The sequence below is a fragment of the Streptomyces sp. NBC_00388 genome, assembly GCF_036061255.1.
Taxonomy (GTDB): domain Bacteria; phylum Actinomycetota; class Actinomycetes; order Streptomycetales; family Streptomycetaceae; genus Streptomyces.
This window is the reverse complement of record NZ_CP107948.1, coordinates 1508377-1525600: the sequence shown is the minus strand read 5'-3', so window position 1 is coordinate 1525600 and position 17224 is coordinate 1508377. Positions and strand designations below refer to the sequence as shown.

Genomic DNA, 17224 nt, shown 5'->3' with positions numbered 1-17224 from the left:
GCGGCCTGCGGCCGGGTCCCCGCGGGTGCTGGCACCCGCCGCAGGTGTCAGCCGCCGTCCGGTACCGCCCGGACGGCGGCGAACTGCAGCGCCAGGCCGTCCACCAGGGCCCTGAGCCCGGTCTCGAAGGCGCCGTTGTCGACCTTCTGCCGCCGGTCGGCGAGCAGGTGGGCCTGGCCGAGGTGCGGGTAGTCGGCGGGGTCGTAGGCCGCCTCGTCGTCGACGAAGCCGCGGGCGAACGAGCCGAGCGCCGAGCCGGTGATGAAGTACCGCATCAGTGCCCCGATGTACGTCGCCTGCGCGGGCGGCCATCCCGCGCGGACCATCGCGCCGAACACCGCGTCGGCCACCCGCAGCCCTGCCGGGCGGCGTCCGGGACCCTGGGCCAGCACCGGGACGATGTTGGGGTGGTCGCTGAGGGCTGCCCGGTAGGAGACGGCCCAGTCGTGCAGCGCGGTCCGCCAGCCGCGGCTGTCGCCCTCGTCGAACATCGACAGGTCGACCTGGGCCGAGACGGAGTCGGCCACCGCTTCGAGGATCTCGTCCTTGGTGCGGAAGTGGTTGTAGAGCGAGGGCCCGCTGACGCCCAGCTCGGCGGCGAGCCGGCGGGTGGAGACCGCGGCGAGCCCCTCGGAGTCCACGAGCGCGCTCGCGGTCGTGACGATGCGCTCCCTGCTGAGGAGGGGCTTGCGTGGGCGGGCCATGGCGCACATAGTAGGGCCTGCCACCTGAAAACTAGCAGTGCTAATTTAGCCGCTTCGGCTGATGCGAATGAGGTGCCCCATGAATCTGGAGCTCAGTGAGGAGCAGTCCGCGGTCCGGCGGCTCGCCGAGGACTTCGTCGCCCGGGAGATCACTCCGCACGTCGTCGAGTGGGACCGGGCGGAGAGCGTCGACCGCTCCGTGGTGCGCAAGCTCGGCGCGCTGGGCTTCCTCGGGCTGACCGTGCCCGAGGAGTACGGCGGCTCCGGCGGCGACCACCTCGCGTACTGCCTGGTCACCGAGGAACTGGGCCGGGGCGACTCCTCGGTGCGCGGGATCGTCTCGGTCTCGCTGGGGCTGGTGGCCAAGACCATCGCGCACTGGGGCGACGAGGAGCAGAAGCGGCGCTGGCTGCCCGGTCTCACCTCCGGCGAACTCATCGGCTGCTTCGGCCTGACCGAGCCCGGCACCGGCTCAGACGCGGGCAACCTCACGACGAAGGCCGTCCGGGACGGCGGCTCGGGTGACTACGTCGTCAACGGTTCCAAGATGTTCATCACCAACGGCACCTGGGCCGATGTGGTGCTCCTCTTCGCCCGTTCCACCGACGCCCCCGGTCACCGGGGGATCTCGGCGTTCCTCGTCCCCACCGACACCCCTGGGCTCACCCGCCGCACCGTCCACGGCAAGCTCGGGCTGCGCGGCCAGGCGACGGCCGAGCTCACCTTCGAGGACGTGAGGGTCCCGGCATCGGCGATGCTGGCGCCGGAGGGCAAGGGCTTCGCGGTCGCCATGTCGGCGCTCGCCAAGGGGCGGATGTCGGTCGCCGCCGGCTGTGTGGGCATCGCGCAGGCGGCACTGGACTGCGCGGTGACGTACGCGACCGAGCGTGAGCAGTTCGGCAGGACGATCGCCCACCATCAGCTCGTCCAGGAGCTGATCACCGACATCGCCGTGGACGTGGACGCCGCCCGGCTGCTCACCTGGCGGGTCGCCGACCTGATCGACCGCGGCGAACCCTTCACCACCGAGTCGTCCAAGGCCAAGCTCTTCGCCTCGGAGGCCGCCGTGAGGGCCGCGAACAACGCGCTCCAGGTCTTCGGCGGCTACGGGTACATCGACGAGTACCCGGCGGGAAAGCTGCTGCGCGACGCCCGGGTGATGACGCTGTACGAGGGCACGAGCCAGATCCAGAAGCTGGTCATCGGCCGCGCGCTCACCGGCGTCTCCGCCTTCTGACCCGCCCCGGTCGCGCGGGATGAGTATCCGCGCTGAGTATCCGTGCGGATGTGGCCCGTGCCACATCCGCACGATGCTGTCCCCATGAGTGACACACCGGTCAGACAGCAGAACACCGCCGCCTACTTCGGCCAGGCCGTCGCGTCCTTCGCGGTCGCACTGGCCGCCATGGCCCTGGGGATCCTCAACCTGGACGTGAACGTCTGGGTGCGGGCCTTCCTCGGGCTGGGACTCCTCTACCTCACGACATCCGCCTTCACCCTCGCCAAGGTCATCAGGGACCGGCAGGAGGCCGGGCAGATCGTGACCCGTGTCGACCAGGCCCGTCTGGAGAAGCTGCTCGCCGAGCACGACCCGTTCCAGAAGCTCTGACGGCCCTCCCCGCCCGCCCCGCCGGTGTTCTAAGCGCTTGCTCACCCTCGGGGTATGGTGTGCGTCCTGCAGCGGTGCTGCGTCATGGGCGGAAGGGGCGAGCAATGAGCACGGCGGAGGAGACGGCGGGCGGCGAGGAGCCGTGGGCGGAGGTCGGCCCCGAGGCCGCCAGGCGGCTGCTCGTCGCCGCGGTCGAGGCCTTCGCCGAACGCGGCTACCACGCGACGACGACCCGTGACATCGCGGGCCGCGCCGGAATGAGCCCGGCCGCGCTCTACATCCACTACAAGACCAAGGAAGAACTGCTCCACCGGATCAGCCGGATCGGCCACGAGAAGGCCCTGGAGATCCTGGAGACGGCCGCCGGCGGTCCCGGCTCGCCCTCCGAACGGCTCGCGGCAGCCGTCCGCTCCTTCGTCCGCTGGCACGCGGGGCACCACACGACGGCCCGGGTCGTCCAGTACGAGCTCGACGCCCTCGGTGACGGGCACCGCGCCGAGATCGTCGAACTCCGCAGGCGCAGCGACGACGCCGTGCGCCGGATCATCGACGACGGTGTGCAGACGGGGGAGTTCGACGTCCCGTACGTCCCCGGGACCGCGCTGGCCGTGCTGTCGCTCTGCATCGATGTGGCGCGCTGGTTCAACGTGGAAGGGCGCAATACGCCCGACGAGGTCGGCGTCTTCTACGCCGGCCTCGTCCTGCGGATGGTCTCGGCCCGGAAGTAGCCCGGGCCCGGCGGCGGCCGGGCCGTTCAGCGGTACGGGCCCCGGGAGCCCCGCCGGGCCCCGGGAGCCCCGCCGGGCCCCGGGGCCCGGCCGGTTCAGAAGTAGTAGCGGGAGACCGACTCCGCCACGCACACCGGCTTGTCGCCGCCCTCGCGCTCCACCGTGACGGCGGCCGTCACCTGCACACCCCCGCCCGCGTCGGACACGTCCGTGAGGACCGCAGTGGCCCGCAGCCGGGAGCCGACCGGCACCGTGGCCGGGAAACGCACCTTGTTGGTGCCGTAGTTGATGCCCATCTTCATGCCCTCGACCCGCATGACCTGCGGGACCAGTGTGGGCAGCAGCGACAGGGTCAGATAGCCGTGGGCGATGGTGGTGCCGAACGGGCCCGCCGCGGCCTTCGCCGGGTCGACGTGGATCCACTGGTGGTCACCGGTGGCGTCGGCGAAGAGGTCGATCCGCTTCTGGTCGATCTCCAGCCACTCGCTCGGCCCCAGCTCCTCGCCGATACCGGCGCGCAGCTCATCGGCGGATGTGAAGATCCTCGGCTCTGCCATGCGTGATCCTGCCTTCCCAGCGGTCCGGGCGGCCGGCGGTGCTCCGGCGGCCCCCGTGAAGTGTCCAAGCGCTTGCTCAGCATTGTCGGGGGCGCCCGTCCCTGTCAACGACCGGCCGTCCGCCCCGGGGCGCGCGGCCGCCGGGCAGTAGGCTTCGCGGAGTGCCGCACATTCCAGAGAAGATCCAGGAACTCACGGTCGGGCAGCTCTCCGCACGGAGTGGCGCCGCCGTCTCCGCCCTGCACTTCTACGAGAGCAAGGGTCTGATCAGCAGCCGCAGGACGAGCGGCAACCAGCGCCGCTACACGCGTGACGCGCTGCGGCGCGTCGCCTTCGTCCGCGCGGCCCAGCGGGTCGGTATCCCGCTCGCCACGATCAGGGGCGCTCTCGCCGAACTCCCCGACGAGCGCACGCCCAACCGCGAGGACTGGGCCCGCCTCTCCGCCGCCTGGCGCTCCGAGCTGGACGGGCGCATCGCCCAGCTCGGCCGTCTCCGCGACCATCTCACGGACTGCATCGGCTGCGGCTGCCTGTCGCTGGAGAACTGCGTCCTCTCCAACCCGGACGACGCCGCCGGTGACCGTATGACCGGTTCGAGGCTGCTCCCCGGCCCTGCCGGTGCCGGTGCGGAGAGCGGAACCGGCTGACGCCCGTGCCGCTCCTCAGGCCGCCGAGGCCAGGGCGGCGGACCGCACCCTCCTCGCCCGGGCCAGCGCGGTGGAGGTCAGGACGGGCTGCGGCACCAGAATCCCGCAGCGGCTGCAGACCGGTCCCGACCACGGTTCGCGGCCGCCCCGCGAGGTCCAGGTGATGGTCTTCTCGGTACACACCGGGCAGGCGCCGGCCGGATCGGTCCTGAGGGCGGAAATCAGCCGCCGCAGAACCTCCGCCAGGGGCCGTGACGGGTGCACGGCGGGGTCGCCGCACCAGGCGACACCGCACCCGCCCCAGGTGCGCCGGTGCCAGTCGTCGAAGGCGCCGGGGCGCCGCAGCCCGTCGTGCTTCTCGCGCTTGCGCCGCTCCGCGAACTCCGCCTCGTAGGCCAGCCAGACGGTCCGCGCCTCTTCCAGTTCGTCGAGCGCGGCCACCAGCCGCGCCGGATCCGGGGCCCGGTCCTCGGGCCCGATGTGATGCCTGGCACACAGATGATCCCAGGTCGCCCTGTGTCCGTACGGGGCAAACCTCTCCAGACACTTGCGCAGCGAATACCGCCGCAGGGCAAGGTCGTGATGGGGATCGCGCACCTGTCTCGCGAGACTCCGGAAACCGGCCATCGCACTGCCACCTCCGTCGCTGAAAACTCCTGCGTCAGTGAATGGACGTACGGCTACCCGATTCGGCTCCATCGAATTCCCGATGGCTGCCATCACGGATGCGACCGCTCCCGCACCTGTGTGGCGATTCGGAAAAGGTGACGCATGTTCACCTTACTGACGGGTCACCTCGCCAGTAACGTCCGTCTCTTCGGCTTCCCTCTCAGGAGCATTCATGCGACGACGCACCGGAAAGCTCAGAACTGCCATCGCCGTAGCGGTGTTCGCACTCGGCGCCGGACTGACGACGCCCCTGCCGCAGGCGACCGCAGCGGCCGCGGATCCCGTCACCGACTACTGCAGGAGCCAGTGCAACGACATCCTGCCGCCGGGCGAGAACGGTAACGCCACCCTCGCCCAGATCCTTGCCCACCGTGCGCTGGGTACACGTCCCGAGCACAGCGCCGACCAGCTCGGACCGTACGACGCGCTGCCCGCAGGGGCGCCGTCGCTCACCGACTCCACCCTGAACAACTTCTTCAACGACGGCTCCTTCGGCGTCCCCGCCGACCAGGTGGCCTCGGTCACCAAGCCGCGCGACGACGTCAGCATCACGCGGGACAAGAAGACCGGCGTACCCCACATCAAGGGGACCACCCGCTACGGGACCGAGTTCGGCGCCGGGTACGCGGCGGGCCAGGACCGGCTCTGGCTGATGGACCTCTTCCGGCACATCGGCCGCGGCGAGCTCACGTCCTTCGCCGGCGGCGCCCTCGCCAATCGGGGCCTCGAACAGGAGTTCTGGCCCCAGGCGCCGTACACCGAGCAGGACCTCCAGGACCAGGCCGACCGGATAGCGGCCCAGGGCGCCCGCGGCAAACAGGCCATGGACGACGCACAGGCCTACGTCGACGGCATCAACTCCTACCGGCAGAAGTCGAAGGACGGACGGTACTTCCCGGGCGAGTACGTCCTCACGGGGAAGATCGACGCGATCACCAACGCCGGTGAGATCGAACCGTTCAAGATCACGGACATGATCGCGCTCGCCTCGGTCGTCGGAGGCCTCTTCGGCGGCGGCGGTGGCGGCGAGGTCCAGGCCGCGCTCTCGCTGCTCTCCGCACAGCAGAAGTACGGCGTCACCGAGGGCAGCAAGGTCTGGGAGTCCTTCCGGGAGCGCAACGACCCGGAGGCGACCCTCACCGTCCACGACGGCACCAGCTTCCCCTACGCGGTCAAACCCGCGGACCCCAAGGGCACCGCGATGCCCGACCAGGGCTCGGTGAAGGCCGAACCACTGGTGTACGACCGGACCGGCGGTGCCAAGACCGCGGCGAAGACCCCGGTCAAGGCGTCGAAGAAGCTGAAGCCCGTCCAGGGCATGTACGACAACGGAGTCCTGCCGGCCGACCTGTTCAGCAGCAAGAAGGGCATGTCCAACGCCCTCGTCGTCTCGGGACAGCACACCGCGAGCGGGAATCCCGTCGCCGTGTTCGGCCCGCAGACGGGCTACTTCCTGCCCCAGCTGCTGATGCTCCAGGAACTCCAGGGGCCCGGTATCAGCGCCCGCGGTGTCTCCTTCGCCGGTGTCGGCATGTACATCCAGCTGGGCCGTGGCCAGGACTACGCGTGGAGCGCCACTTCGGCGGGCCAGGACATCACCGACACCTACGCGGTGGAGCTCTGCCAGGACGACACCCACTACCTCTTCCGGGGGGTCTGCACCCCGATGGAGAAGATGGAGCGGACCAACTCCTGGAAGCCCACCGTCGCCGACTCCACCGCGGCCGGTTCCTACCGGATGCAGATCTACCGGACCAAGTACGGCATCGTGACGCACCGCGCGACCGTCGGCGGCAAACCCGTCGCCTACACCTCGCTGCGCAGTACGTACGGGCATGAGGCCGACTCGATCGTCGGCTTCCAGATGATGAACGACCCGTCGTACGTGAAGGACGCCAAGACCTTCCAGCAGGCGGCGGACCACATCGGCTACACCTTCAACTGGTTCTACGCCGACTCCCGCCAGGCCGCCTACTTCAACAGCGGCATGAACCCGGTGCGCGCGGCCGGAGTGGACGCGTCCCTGCCGGTCCTGGCCGAACAGGCCTACGAGTGGAAGGGCTTCGACCCCGACAGTCACAGCACCGACGTGACCCCGGCCGCCGAGCACCCGCAGTCCGTGGGCCAGGACTACTACGTCTCCTGGAACAACAAGCAGGCCAAGGACTTCTCGTCGGCCGGGTTCGGCAACGGCTCGGTGCACCGGGTGGACCTGCTCGGTGACCGGGTGGCGAAGCTCGTCGCCAAGGGCGGTGTCACGCGCGCCGGGCTGACCCGGGCCATGGCCGAGGCGGCCGTGACCGATCTGCGGGGCGAGGACGTCCTGCCCGAACTGCTCGACGTCGTACGGAGCAAGCCGGTCACCGACCCGGCGGAGGCCAAGGCCGTCGAGCAGCTTGAGGCGTGGGTGGCCGACGGGACGCAGCGCAAGGAGAACGCCCAGAGCTCGCACGTCTACACGCACCCGGACGCCGTGCGGATCATGGACGCCTGGTGGCCGCTGCTGGTGGAGGCCGAGTTCAAACCGGGGCTCGGTGACGACCTCTACTCCGCGCTCACCGCCAACCTCTCGGTCGACGAATCACCGTCGGCGGGCCACGGGCCCACCGGGGCCCACGCCGGATCGGCCTTCCAGTACGGCTGGTGGAGCTATGTCGACAAGGACATCCGCACGGTCCTCGGCCGCCCCGTCCAGGGCAAGCTGGGCAGGACGTACTGCGGCGGGGGCGACCTGAGCGCCTGCCGCGACGCGCTGCTCTCGACGCTCGGCCAGGCCGCGGCCAAGACCCCGGCGCAGGTCTACCCCGGCGACGACAGCTGCGCCGCCGGTGACCAGTGGTGCTCGGACGCGATCATCCACCGCCCGCTGGGCGGGCTGCAGTTCTGGCCCATCCAGTGGCAGAACCGCCCCACGTACCAGCAGGTCGTGGAGTTCCCCTCGCACCGGTAACGGGTGGCGCCGGGCACGGGAACAGCCGGCGAACCGAGCAGGAGGCCGCGGGCCGGACCGGACAACTCCGGTCCGGCCCGCGGCGGTTGCTCAGCGGTACGTCAGATACCGCTCGCGCACGGCCCGGAAGGCGCTGAGCTCGCCCTGCCAGGCGCCCACCACCTCATCGGTGTCCGCGCCCTTGTCGATCGCCGTGCGGACCTGCGCCGAACCCGTCAGCTTGTCGATCCAGTCGTCGGAACGCCAGGCGAACCCGGACCAGACCTTCTTCGCCGTGACCAGCAGCCCGATGGCGGTCCGCACCGGGTCGAACGCCGCCCGGTCCTGCACATGGAGCTGCACCCCGCCCGCCGTCTTCCCCTCGAACTTGGAGAACACGGGTGCGAAGTACGCCTCGCGGAAGGCGACCCCCGGCAGCTCCAGCGCATTGGCGGCCTCCGCCCACCGGCGGTCGATCCCCTCGGCCCCCAGCAGCTCGAACGGCCTGGTGGTGCCCCGCCCCTCGGAGAGGTTGGTCCCCTCGAACAGGCAGGTCCCGGAGTAGACCAGGGCGGTGTCGGGCGTCGGCATGTTCGGGCTCGGGGGCACCCAGGGGAGCCCCGTCGCATCGAAGAAGTCGCCGCGCCGCCAGCCGGACATCCGCACGGTCTCCAGCTCCACGGGCCTGGCCAGGAACTCACCGTTGAAGAGCCGGGCGAGCTCCGTCACCGTCATCCCGTGCGCCTGCGCGATCGGCTGCCGGCCGACGAACGTCGCGAACTCCTTGTGCAGCACAGGACCGAGCGCGGCCCGCCCGGTGACCGGGTTCGGCCGGTCGAGCACCACGAAGCGCAGCCCCGCCAGCGCCGCCGCCTCCATGCAGTCGTACAGCGTCCAGATGTACGTGTAGAAGCGCGCGCCCGCGTCCTGGATGTCGAACACCACGGTGTCCACTCCGGACGCGGTGAAGATGTCCGCCAGCGGCTGTCCGCTCCTGGTGTACGTGTCGTAGACCGGCAGCCCGGTGGCCGGGTCGTCGTAGCGCCCCTCGGAACCGCCCGCCTGCGCCGTACCGCGGAAGCCGTGCTCCGGGCCGAAGACGGCCGTGAGGTTCACGTTCTTGTCGGCGTGCATCACATCGACGATGTGCCGGAGGTCCTGGGTGACACCGGTCGGGTTGGTGACGATCCCGACCCGTTCCCCGTCGAGCAGGCCGTAGCCGTCGGCGGCCAGCCGGTCGAACCCGGTGCGCACCCGGGCGCGCCGCCCCTGCGCGGCGGCCGGTTCCGCCGCGCTGCCCACGGCTCCCAGCGCCCCCACGGCTCCGCTCGCGGCCAGTAGTCCCCGCCTGGAAAGGCTCATCGTGCTACCTCCATGATCGTGCCGGGTGTCATGGCCACGCAGGCTAACTCTCGCCCCTTCCCCTGCGACATACCGACTGGTTAGTCTGCTGGTGCATTCAATGGAGAGGCAGGTCCTGATGGGTACGGTCGACGGCGCGGGTGTAGTGGTCACAGGGGCGGGCGGGGGTATCGGCGCGGCACTGGCCCGGAGGTTCGCCGCAGAGGGCGCGCGTGTCGTGGTCAACGACCTGGACGCTGCGAAGGCGGAGGCGGTGGCGGCCGGGATCGGCGCCGTCGCGCTGCCCGGCGACGCCTCCGAGGTCGTCGGCGCCGCCCGCGACGCACTCGGCGGGCGTGTCGACATCTACTGTGCCAACGCCGGCCTCGGCTCACCCGGGGACCCCTTCGCCGACGAGGAGGTCTGGGCCTCGGCCTGGGACGTCAACGTGATGGCCCATGTCCGCGCGGCCCGGGAGCTCCTCCCCGACTGGCTGGAGCGCGGTGCGGGCCGCTTCGTCTCCACCGTGTCGGCCGCCGGGCTGCTCACCATGATCGGCGCCGCGCCGTACAGCGTCACCAAGCACGGGGCTCTCGCCTTCGCCGAATGGCTCTCCCTCACCTACCGCCACCGCGGGCTGAAGGTCCACGCGATCTGCCCGCAGGGCGTAAGGACCGACATGCTCACATCGGCGGGGTCCGCGGGCGAACTGGTGCTCGCCCCCACGGCGATCGAGCCCGATGACGTCGCCGACGCGCTCTTCGCCGCCATCGCCGACGAGCGGTTCCTGGTGCTGCCGCACCCCGAGGTCGCCGCGTACTACCAGGCGCGGGCCGCCGAGCCCGACCGGTGGATCGGCGGGATGAACCACCTCCAGCAGAAGTGGGAGGCGGGGCAGTGAGCACCTCCATCTACGCGGCGAAGCCCTGGCTCGGCCGGCTCAGCGAGGCCCAGCGCCGCCCGGTGCACCCGCAGCCCAGCGTGGTGCACGCCTTCCGCGACGCGGTGGCCCGGGCTCCCTCGCAGCCCGCTCTCGCCTACTTCGACGGGCGGCTCACCTACCGCGAGACCGACACCCTCTCCGACTCGGTCGCCGGGCACCTCGCGGCCAGGGGCGTGAACCGCGGTGACCGGGTCGCGATCATGCTGCAGAACACTCCGCACTTCGTGCTGGCGCTGCTCGGCGCCTGGAAGGCGGGGGCCACGGTCGTACCGCTCAACCCGATGTACAAGTCGGCGGAGGTCGGCCACGCCCTGCGGGACGCCGGTGTCACCGCGCTGGTCTGCTCGGACCGCGCGTGGGAGTCGTATCTGCGGGAGACCGCCGCGGGCTCCCCGCTGCGGTTCGCTCTCACCGCCTGCGAACGCGACCTGCAGAGCCGTGACGACGAACGGGTCCTCAACTTCGACCGGCTGCCGTGCCCCGAGGACACCGAGGATCTGCTGGCGGTCGCCCGGCAGGGGCTCCGGGCCCCCGCCGGCCGCGACCCGCGCGCCACCGACGTGGCGCTGATCAGCTACACGTCGGGGACCAGCGGACGCCCCAAGGGCGCGATGAACGCGCACGCCAACATCATGGTGAACGCCGAGCGCCAGCGCACCGGCCACCCGATCGCGGAGGGCTCGGCGTACTTCGCCCTCGCGCCGCTCTTCCACATCACCGGCATGGTCTGCGAGCTCGCCGCCTGCGTCGCCAACGCCGGCACTCTCGTGCTCGCCTACCGGTTCCACCCCGGTGTGGTCCTGGACGCGTTCACGGAGCACCGCCCCGCGTACACCGTCGGCCCTTCCACGGCCTTCATGGCCCTCGCGGCCGACCCGGCGGTCACCCCGGACCACTTCGCCTCCTTCGAGGTGATCTCGTCGGGCGGCGCGCCGCTGCCGCCCGCGCTGGTGGAGGGGTTCCGCGAGCGTTTCGGCCCGTACATCCGCAATGGGTACGGACTCACCGAGTGCACCGCTCCGTGCGCCTCCGTCCCGCCCGAGCAGGAGGCCCCGGTCGATCCGGTCTCGGGCACGCTCTCGGTCGGCGTGCCGGGTCCCGACACCGTGGTGCGGATCCTGGACCTCAACGGGGACGAGGTGCCCTTCGGTGAGCAGGGCGAGATCGTGGTGAGCGGGCCGCAGGTCGTCTCCGGCTACTGGGAACGCCCGGAAGCCACCGCCGAGGCGTTCCCCGGCGGCGAGCTGCGCACCGGGGACATCGGCTTCATGGACCGGTACGGCTGGCTCTACGTGGTCGACCGGATGAAGGACATGATCAACGCCTCCGGCTTCAAGGTCTGGCCGCGTGAGGTCGAGGACGTCCTCTACACCCACCCCGCCGTGCGGGAGGCCGCCGTGGTCGGCATCCCCGACCCCTACCGCGGGGAGTCGGTCAAGGCCTATGTGAGCCTGCGGCCCACGGAGTCCGGGGCCGTGGTGACGCCGGCCGAGCTGGCCGCCTACTGCAAGGAGCGGCTCGCGGCCTACAAGTACCCCCGGGAGGTCGAGATACTGCAGGAGCTGCCGAAGACCACCAGTGGGAAGATCCTGAGGCGGGAACTGCGTTCCCCGCAGTGAACGGCGCGGGCATACACGCACCGCGCGAGCACAGGAACGGACGGAAGGTGGCGGCGATGGCAGCCAGAACGACCGACGGGAACGGTGTCCCCGTCCCGCAGAGGCTGCTGGCCGCCGCCACCCGGCTCTTCGCCGAGCGCGGCTACGACCGGACCTCCGTCCAGGAGATCGTGGAAGCGGCAGGGGTCACCAAGGGGGCGCTCTACCACTACTTCGGCTCCAAGGAGGATCTGCTCCAGGAGGTCTACTCCCGGGTGCTGAGGCTCCAGCAGGAGCGGCTGGACGCGTACGCCGGCGCCGACGCGCCCGTCGAGGAGCGGCTGCGCGAGGCCGCGGCGGACGTCGTCGTCACCACGATCGACAATCTGGACGACGCGGCGATCTTCTTCCGCTCCATGCACCACCTGAGCCCGGAGAAGAACAAGCAGGTACGGCTCGAACGGCGCCGCTACCACGAACGCTTCCGGGCGCTGGTGGAGGAGGGCCAGCGCACCGGGGTGTTCTCGACGTCCACATCCGCGGACCTGGTGGTCGACTACCACTTCGGCTCCGTGCACCACCTGTCGACGTGGTACCGCCCCGACGGCCCGCTGACCCCGCGCGAACTGGCCGATCAGCTGGCCGGCCTGCTGCTGAGGGCGCTGCGGCCGTAGCCGCCGCTGAGGCCGCGTTATCCGAGCCGGGGCCCCGGTTGCCGGAGGCCCCGGCTCCCCGAAGCACCGTTTACCCGGGGTTCCGGCTACCCGAGGCCCCGGGTACCCGAGGTTCCGTTGGGGCGTTGGGGCGTTGGGGCGATGAGGGGCCGAAGGGGGTGGGGCTGGGCAGCAGCCCGGCCCCAGGGCGAGGCCGCCGTCCCGGGTCCGGATGGCAACCTCGCCCCACCTCACCTCACCTCACCCCGCCCTGGGCAACGGGCCGCCCGCTACAGGTACTTCTTCAGCTCACGCCGCGCCAGGGAACGCTGATGCACCTCGTCCGGCCCGTCGGCGAGCCTCAGTGTCCGCGCCCCGGCCCAGAGTTCGGCCAGGGGGAAGTCCTGGCTCACCCCGCCGGCGCCGTACAGCTGCACCGCGTTGTCGATGATGTCGATGACCGCGCGGGGCGTCGCGATCTTGATGGCCTGGATCTCCGTGTGCGCACCGCGGTTGCCCACCGTGTCCATCAGCCAGGCGGTTTTGAGGACCAGCAGCCGCAGCTGCTCCACGGTGACCCGGGCGTCCGCGATCCAGTTCTGCACGACGCCCTGCTGGGCCAGCGGCTTGCCGAACGCCGTACGTGACACCGCGCGCCTGCACATCAGCTCGATGGCGCGCTCCGCCATCCCGATCAGCCTCATGCAGTGGTGGATCCGGCCGGGGCCGAGACGGGCCTGGGCGATGGCGAAACCGCCGCCCTCCTCACCGATCAGATTCGACACCGGCACCCGGACCTGGTCGAAGACCAGCTCGGCATGGCCACCGTGCGAGTGGTCCTCGTAGCCGTACACCTGCATGGCCCGGCGGACTTCGAGTCCCGGGGTATCGCGCGGGACCAGGATCATCGACTGCTGGCGGCGGACGTCGGCACCGTCCGGATCGGTCTTCCCCATCACGATGAAGATCTTGCAGTCGGGGTTCATCGCCCCCGAGATGTACCACTTGCGGCCGCTGATGACGTACTCGTCACCCTCGCGCGCGATACGGGTCTCGATGTTGGTCGCGTCGGATGACGCGACCTCCGGCTCCGTCATGGCGAACGCCGACCTGATCTCACCGGCGAGGAGCGGCTCCAGCCACTGCTTCTTCTGCTGCTCCGTGGCGAACTGGAAGAGCACCTCCATATTGCCCGTGTCGGGCGCCGCGCAGTTCAGCGCGGTGGGTGCCAACTGCGGTGAGCGGCCGGTGATCTCGGCCAGCGGCGCGTACTGCAGGTTGGTCAGCCCCGCGCCGTACTCCGCGTCCGGCAGGAAGAGGTTCCAGAGGCCCTGGCGGCGCGCCTCGGCCTTCAGCTCACCGACCACGGCCGGGGTGTCCCAGGGGGAGGAGAGCCGTGCCCGCTGCTCGTGTGCGACCGCCTCGGCGGGCAGGACGTGCTCGTCCATGAAGGCGAGGAGCTTGCCGCGCAGCTCTTCGGTGCGTGCGTCGAATGCGAAGTCCATGGGGGTTCAGCCTTCCTGGAGGGTGGTGAGGCCGTGCGCGATGAAGACGGGGACCAGGGAGCCGATCTGGTCGAAACCGGCGCCGACGGTCTGGCCGAGGGTGTAGCGGTAGTGGATTCCTTCGAGGATCACGGCGAGCTTGAACCAGGCGAACGCCGTGTACCACGCGATGGAAGAGGTGTCCCGGCCCGAGCGGGACGCATAGCGCTCGATCAGCTCGGTGGGTGAGGGGTGGCCCGCCGCGCCGCTCGTGGTGGAGACGGGCGATTCGGGGAGGCCGAGGTCCGAGCTGTACATCACGAGGAGGCCCAGGTCGGTGAGGGGATCGCCCAGGGTCGACATCTCCCAGTCCAGGATCGCGTTGATCCGGTCGTCGTCCCCCAGCAGCACGTTGTCCAGGCGGTAGTCGCCGTGCACGACGGTGGGGGCGGGGGAGCGGGGCAGGTCGCGCCCGAGCGTGGCATGCAACTCGTCGATGCCGGCCAGGTCGCGGTTGCGTGAGGCGTCGAGCTGCTTGCCCCACCGGCGCAGCTGCCGGTCGAGGAAGCCCTCGGGGCGCCCGAAGTCCGCGAGACCGACCGCCTCCGGGTCCACGGCATGCAGATCGACGAGCGTGTCGACAAGACCGAGCACCGCCGCACGGGTCCGCTCGGCGCCGAGGGGCGCCAGCTGCGCGGCCGTACGGTACGGGGTGCCGTCGACGAACTCCATGACGTAGAAGGGCGATCCGATGACCGACTCGTCCTCGCAGAGCAGTACGGGCGCCGGTACCGGGACACCCGTCGGGTGCAGCGCGCTGATCACACGGTGCTCGCGCTTCATGTCGTGCGCGGTGGCGAGCACATGGCCGAGCGGGGGCCTGCGCACCACCCACCGGCCGGTGCCGTCGCTGACGGCGTACGTCAGATTGGACCGGCCGCCCTCGATCAGCCGCGCGCTGAGCGGTCCCCGCACCAGGCCGGGCCGCACCCGGTCGAGATGCCCGCGCAGCGCCTCGGGGTCGATTCCCGGTGGGTGGACTGCGCTCATGGGCACCTCCGTGTGCAGGGGCGGACCGTCCGGGGTGGACCGTCTCGCGGATCTCTCGGGACGCTCGCGGAAACGTCTGCGCCCATCATGCCGACCAGTCGGTATGCCGTCCACCCCCGGCCGATTTCCGGCGGCCGGTGCGCGGTCGTCACGTCTCTCATACACCGCCCGGCAGCGCCGGGTTCCCGCCGCCCGCGGATCACGGCCTCCCGTTCGTACGGGGTCCGGTTGCGCGAGGCGGGGCCTGACCAGAGGCTCTAAGGCATGAAGGCGATCAGTTACAGCCGTTACGGCGGCCCCGATGTCCTGGAGTACGGCGAGCGTCCGGAGCCCAAGGTGGGACCCGACTCCGTCCTGGTGAAGGTGCGTGCGGCGGCCGTCAACCCGGTCGACGTGCAGGCCCGTGAGGGGCACCTCGACGCGGCACTCGACGCCGTCTTCCCTGTGGTGCCGGGCTGGGACGTCTCCGGTGTGGTGGTGCAGCCGGGAGCGGCCGTGACCGAGTTCGCCGTCGGGGACGAGGTGATGGGGTACGTACGGGAGGACTTCCTCTCGCGCGGGACCTTCGCCCAGTACGTGGCGGCGCCGGTGCGCACCCTCGCCCGCAAGCCGCTGGGGCTGAGCTTCGAGGAGGCCGCCGGGCTGCCGCTGGCCGGGCTCACCGCCTACCAGGCCCTGCGCGCGCTCGAAATCCGTTCCGACGACACCGTGCTCGTCCACGCGGCGGCGGGCGGCGTCGGCTCGATGGCGGTGCAGCTCGCCCTGCATTCGGGGGCCCGGGTCATCGGCTCCGCCGGCGAGCACAACCACGACCATCTGCGGGCCCTGGGCGCCGAACCGGTCGCCTACGGGGACGGGCTCTCCGAGCGGGTGCGGGCCCTGGCGCCCGAAGGGGTGGACGCGGTGCTCGACACGGTCGGCGGCGACACCCTGAGGCTGTCGGCGAACCTGCTCGCCCCCGAGGGCCGCCTCGCCTCCATCGTCGACGGCGACGTCGCCGAGTTCGGCGGCCGCTATGTCTTCGTACGGCCCGACGCCCTCGACCTCCACGTCCTGGGCGAACTGGCCGATCAGGAGGTCATCGCCGTGCACGTGGACCGGACCTTCCCGCTGGAGCGGACGGCGGACGCGCAGCGGCTGATCGCCGAGGGCCACACCCGCGGCAAGATCGTCGTCACGGTCGACTGGGACGCTGTCTGACCGGACACGCCCGGGCTCTCGCGCCGCCCGGCGCTCCGGCGGGCTCTCCGCCGGTGTCACATCCGGCCGGGCCGCCGCGTCCAGGTACCGGAGGCAGGCTCCGATACCGGGAAGGTGAGAGTCATGCGGGTGTTCGTGGCAGGCGGGACCGGGGTCATCGGGCAGCGGCTGGTGCCGCAGCTGGTGGCCCGCGGCCACCGGGTGACGGCGACGACGACGAGCGCCGCCGGGCTTGGTGCGGTGGAACGGCTCGGCGGTGAAGGTGTGGTGATGGACGGCCTCGACGCGGAGTCGGTCCGGGAAGCGGTGGCCGCGGCCCGGCCCGATGTGGTCGTGCACCAGATGACCGCGATCTCCACGGCGCACGCGGGCAAGCCGGACATGAAGCACATGGACCGGTGGTTCGCCCCCACCATCCGGCTGCGTACCGAGGGCACTGACCACCTGCTGGCCGCTGCCGCGGCGGCCGGTGTGTCCCATGTCGTCGCCCAGGGGTACGCCAGCTGGAACGGTCTCCGCGAGGGCGGCTGGGTGAAGACCGAGGCGGACCCGCTGGACCTCTACGAAGGAACCGCGGCGCACGCCGGTATGGAGGCGCTCCGCCACGTCGAGGACGCCGTCACCGGGGCCGGCGGCGCGGTCCTGCGCTACGGCGGCCTCTACGGGCCGGGCGCCGGGGAGGACCAGCTCGCCCTGGTGCGCAAGCGGCAGTTCCCGCTCGTCGGCGACGGCGCAGGCCACAGCTCATGGGTGCACGCCGACGATGCGGCGAGCGCCACCGTCCTGGCCGTGGAGCAGCGGGCGAAGGGTGTGTTCAACATCGTCGACGACGATCCGGCCCCGGCCGGCGCGTGGCTGCCCCACCTGGCCGTGTGCGCCGGGGCGAAGCCGCCGGTGCGGGTCCCCGCCTGGCTGGCCCGGCTGCTCGCAGGGGAGGTGGCGGTGGCGATGATGACCGAGGGACGCGGCTTCTCCAACGCCAGGGCCAGGCGGGAGCTGGGCTGGGAGCTCCGCTATCCGTCGTGGCGGCAGGGGTTCGCGGAAGGGCTGACGTGACCCCGCCGCCGGATCGCGGCCTCGGGCGTACCGGTGCACAGGGCGCCCAGGAGACC

General features: G+C 71.3%; 16 protein-coding genes. 10 read left to right on the top strand and 6 right to left on the bottom strand.

From position 1 onward, the window contains the following. Window positions 1-47: 47 nt before the first annotated feature. On the bottom strand, window positions 48-704 hold the full coding sequence (locus tag OG917_RS06990; RefSeq protein WP_328316666.1) for a TetR/AcrR family transcriptional regulator: 657 nt from the start codon (window positions 702-704) through the stop codon (window positions 48-50). Between the two features lie 79 nt (window positions 705-783). Between OG917_RS06990 and OG917_RS06985 the strand changes: the two genes are divergently transcribed. From OG917_RS06985 to OG917_RS06975, 3 genes are all read left to right on the top strand, one after another. Further along, window positions 784-1941 carry an acyl-CoA dehydrogenase family protein gene (locus tag OG917_RS06985; RefSeq protein WP_328316665.1) on the top strand — a complete coding sequence of 386 codons (1158 nt, stop codon included), beginning with the start codon at window positions 784-786 and terminating at the stop codon, window positions 1939-1941. An 84-nt stretch (window positions 1942-2025) separates the two neighbouring features. Continuing rightward, a complete protein-coding gene (locus OG917_RS06980; RefSeq protein WP_328316664.1) occupies window positions 2026-2313 on the top strand; it encodes a YiaA/YiaB family inner membrane protein in 288 nt (95 codons plus the stop codon). A 104-nt stretch (window positions 2314-2417) separates the two neighbouring features. Then, window positions 2418-3041 (top strand): TetR/AcrR family transcriptional regulator, encoded by a 624-nt coding sequence (locus tag OG917_RS06975; RefSeq protein ID WP_328316663.1) that lies wholly within the window; start codon window positions 2418-2420, stop codon window positions 3039-3041. 95 nt (window positions 3042-3136) lie between these two features. On the opposite strand, the gene OG917_RS06970 is transcribed toward OG917_RS06975, so the two are convergent. Continuing rightward, entirely contained in the window at window positions 3137-3598 is a 462-nt protein-coding gene (locus tag OG917_RS06970) for a MaoC family dehydratase (protein WP_328316662.1), read from the bottom strand. Between the two features lie 161 nt (window positions 3599-3759). On the opposite strand from OG917_RS06970, the gene soxR reads away from it, so the two are divergent. Beyond that, window positions 3760-4245, top strand: a complete 486-nt coding sequence (gene soxR, locus OG917_RS06965; RefSeq protein WP_328316661.1) for a redox-sensitive transcriptional activator SoxR — start codon at window positions 3760-3762, stop codon at window positions 4243-4245. Between the two features lie 15 nt (window positions 4246-4260). Here soxR and OG917_RS06960 read toward each other — a convergent pair whose 3' ends face one another. Then, a complete protein-coding gene (locus OG917_RS06960) occupies window positions 4261-4872 on the bottom strand; it encodes a hypothetical protein (protein ID WP_328316660.1) in 612 nt (203 codons plus the stop codon). 214 nt (window positions 4873-5086) lie between these two features. Between OG917_RS06960 and OG917_RS06955 the strand changes: the two genes are divergently transcribed. Next, window positions 5087-7864 (top strand): penicillin acylase family protein, encoded by a 2778-nt coding sequence (locus tag OG917_RS06955; protein ID WP_328316659.1) that lies wholly within the window; start codon window positions 5087-5089, stop codon window positions 7862-7864. Between the two features lie 90 nt (window positions 7865-7954). On the opposite strand, the gene OG917_RS06950 is transcribed toward OG917_RS06955, so the two are convergent. Further along, entirely contained in the window at window positions 7955-9205 is a 1251-nt protein-coding gene (locus tag OG917_RS06950; protein ID WP_328316658.1) for an exo-beta-N-acetylmuramidase NamZ family protein, read from the bottom strand. Between the two features lie 118 nt (window positions 9206-9323). Here OG917_RS06950 and OG917_RS06945 point away from each other — a divergent pair, with 118 nt between their 5' ends. From OG917_RS06945 to OG917_RS06935, 3 genes are read left to right on the top strand one after another with little or no spacing between them, the layout of a single operon-like run. Beyond that, window positions 9324-10085 (top strand): SDR family oxidoreductase, encoded by a 762-nt coding sequence (locus OG917_RS06945; RefSeq protein WP_328321701.1) that lies wholly within the window; start codon window positions 9324-9326, stop codon window positions 10083-10085. Next, window positions 10082-11746 carry a class I adenylate-forming enzyme family protein gene (locus OG917_RS06940; RefSeq protein WP_328316657.1) on the top strand — a complete coding sequence of 555 codons (1665 nt, stop codon included), beginning with the start codon at window positions 10082-10084 and terminating at the stop codon, window positions 11744-11746. Before OG917_RS06945 ends, OG917_RS06940 begins: the two co-directional genes overlap by 4 nt. A gap of 56 nt (window positions 11747-11802) precedes the next feature. Beyond that, the gene (locus tag OG917_RS06935; RefSeq protein ID WP_328316656.1) at window positions 11803-12399 is read left to right on the top strand and encodes a TetR/AcrR family transcriptional regulator; all 597 of its coding nucleotides are present in this window, start codon (window positions 11803-11805) and stop codon (window positions 12397-12399) included. 269 nt (window positions 12400-12668) lie between these two features. Here OG917_RS06935 and OG917_RS06930 read toward each other — a convergent pair whose 3' ends face one another. Both OG917_RS06930 and OG917_RS06925 read right to left on the bottom strand, forming a co-directional pair. Then, window positions 12669-13883: an acyl-CoA dehydrogenase family protein gene (locus OG917_RS06930; protein ID WP_328316655.1), complete on the bottom strand. Its 1215-nt coding sequence runs from the start codon at window positions 13881-13883 to the stop codon at window positions 12669-12671. Window positions 13884-13889: 6 nt separating this feature from the next. Then, window positions 13890-14912: a phosphotransferase family protein gene (locus OG917_RS06925; RefSeq protein WP_328316654.1), complete on the bottom strand. Its 1023-nt coding sequence runs from the start codon at window positions 14910-14912 to the stop codon at window positions 13890-13892. Window positions 14913-15176: 264 nt separating this feature from the next. Between OG917_RS06925 and OG917_RS06920 the strand changes: the two genes are divergently transcribed. Both OG917_RS06920 and OG917_RS06915 read left to right on the top strand, forming a co-directional pair. Beyond that, the gene (locus OG917_RS06920; RefSeq protein ID WP_328316653.1) at window positions 15177-16112 is read left to right on the top strand and encodes an NADP-dependent oxidoreductase; all 936 of its coding nucleotides are present in this window, start codon (window positions 15177-15179) and stop codon (window positions 16110-16112) included. A gap of 123 nt (window positions 16113-16235) precedes the next feature. Next, window positions 16236-17168 carry an NAD-dependent epimerase/dehydratase family protein gene (locus OG917_RS06915; protein ID WP_328316652.1) on the top strand — a complete coding sequence of 311 codons (933 nt, stop codon included), beginning with the start codon at window positions 16236-16238 and terminating at the stop codon, window positions 17166-17168. The last annotated feature ends 56 nt before the right edge of the window (window positions 17169-17224 follow it).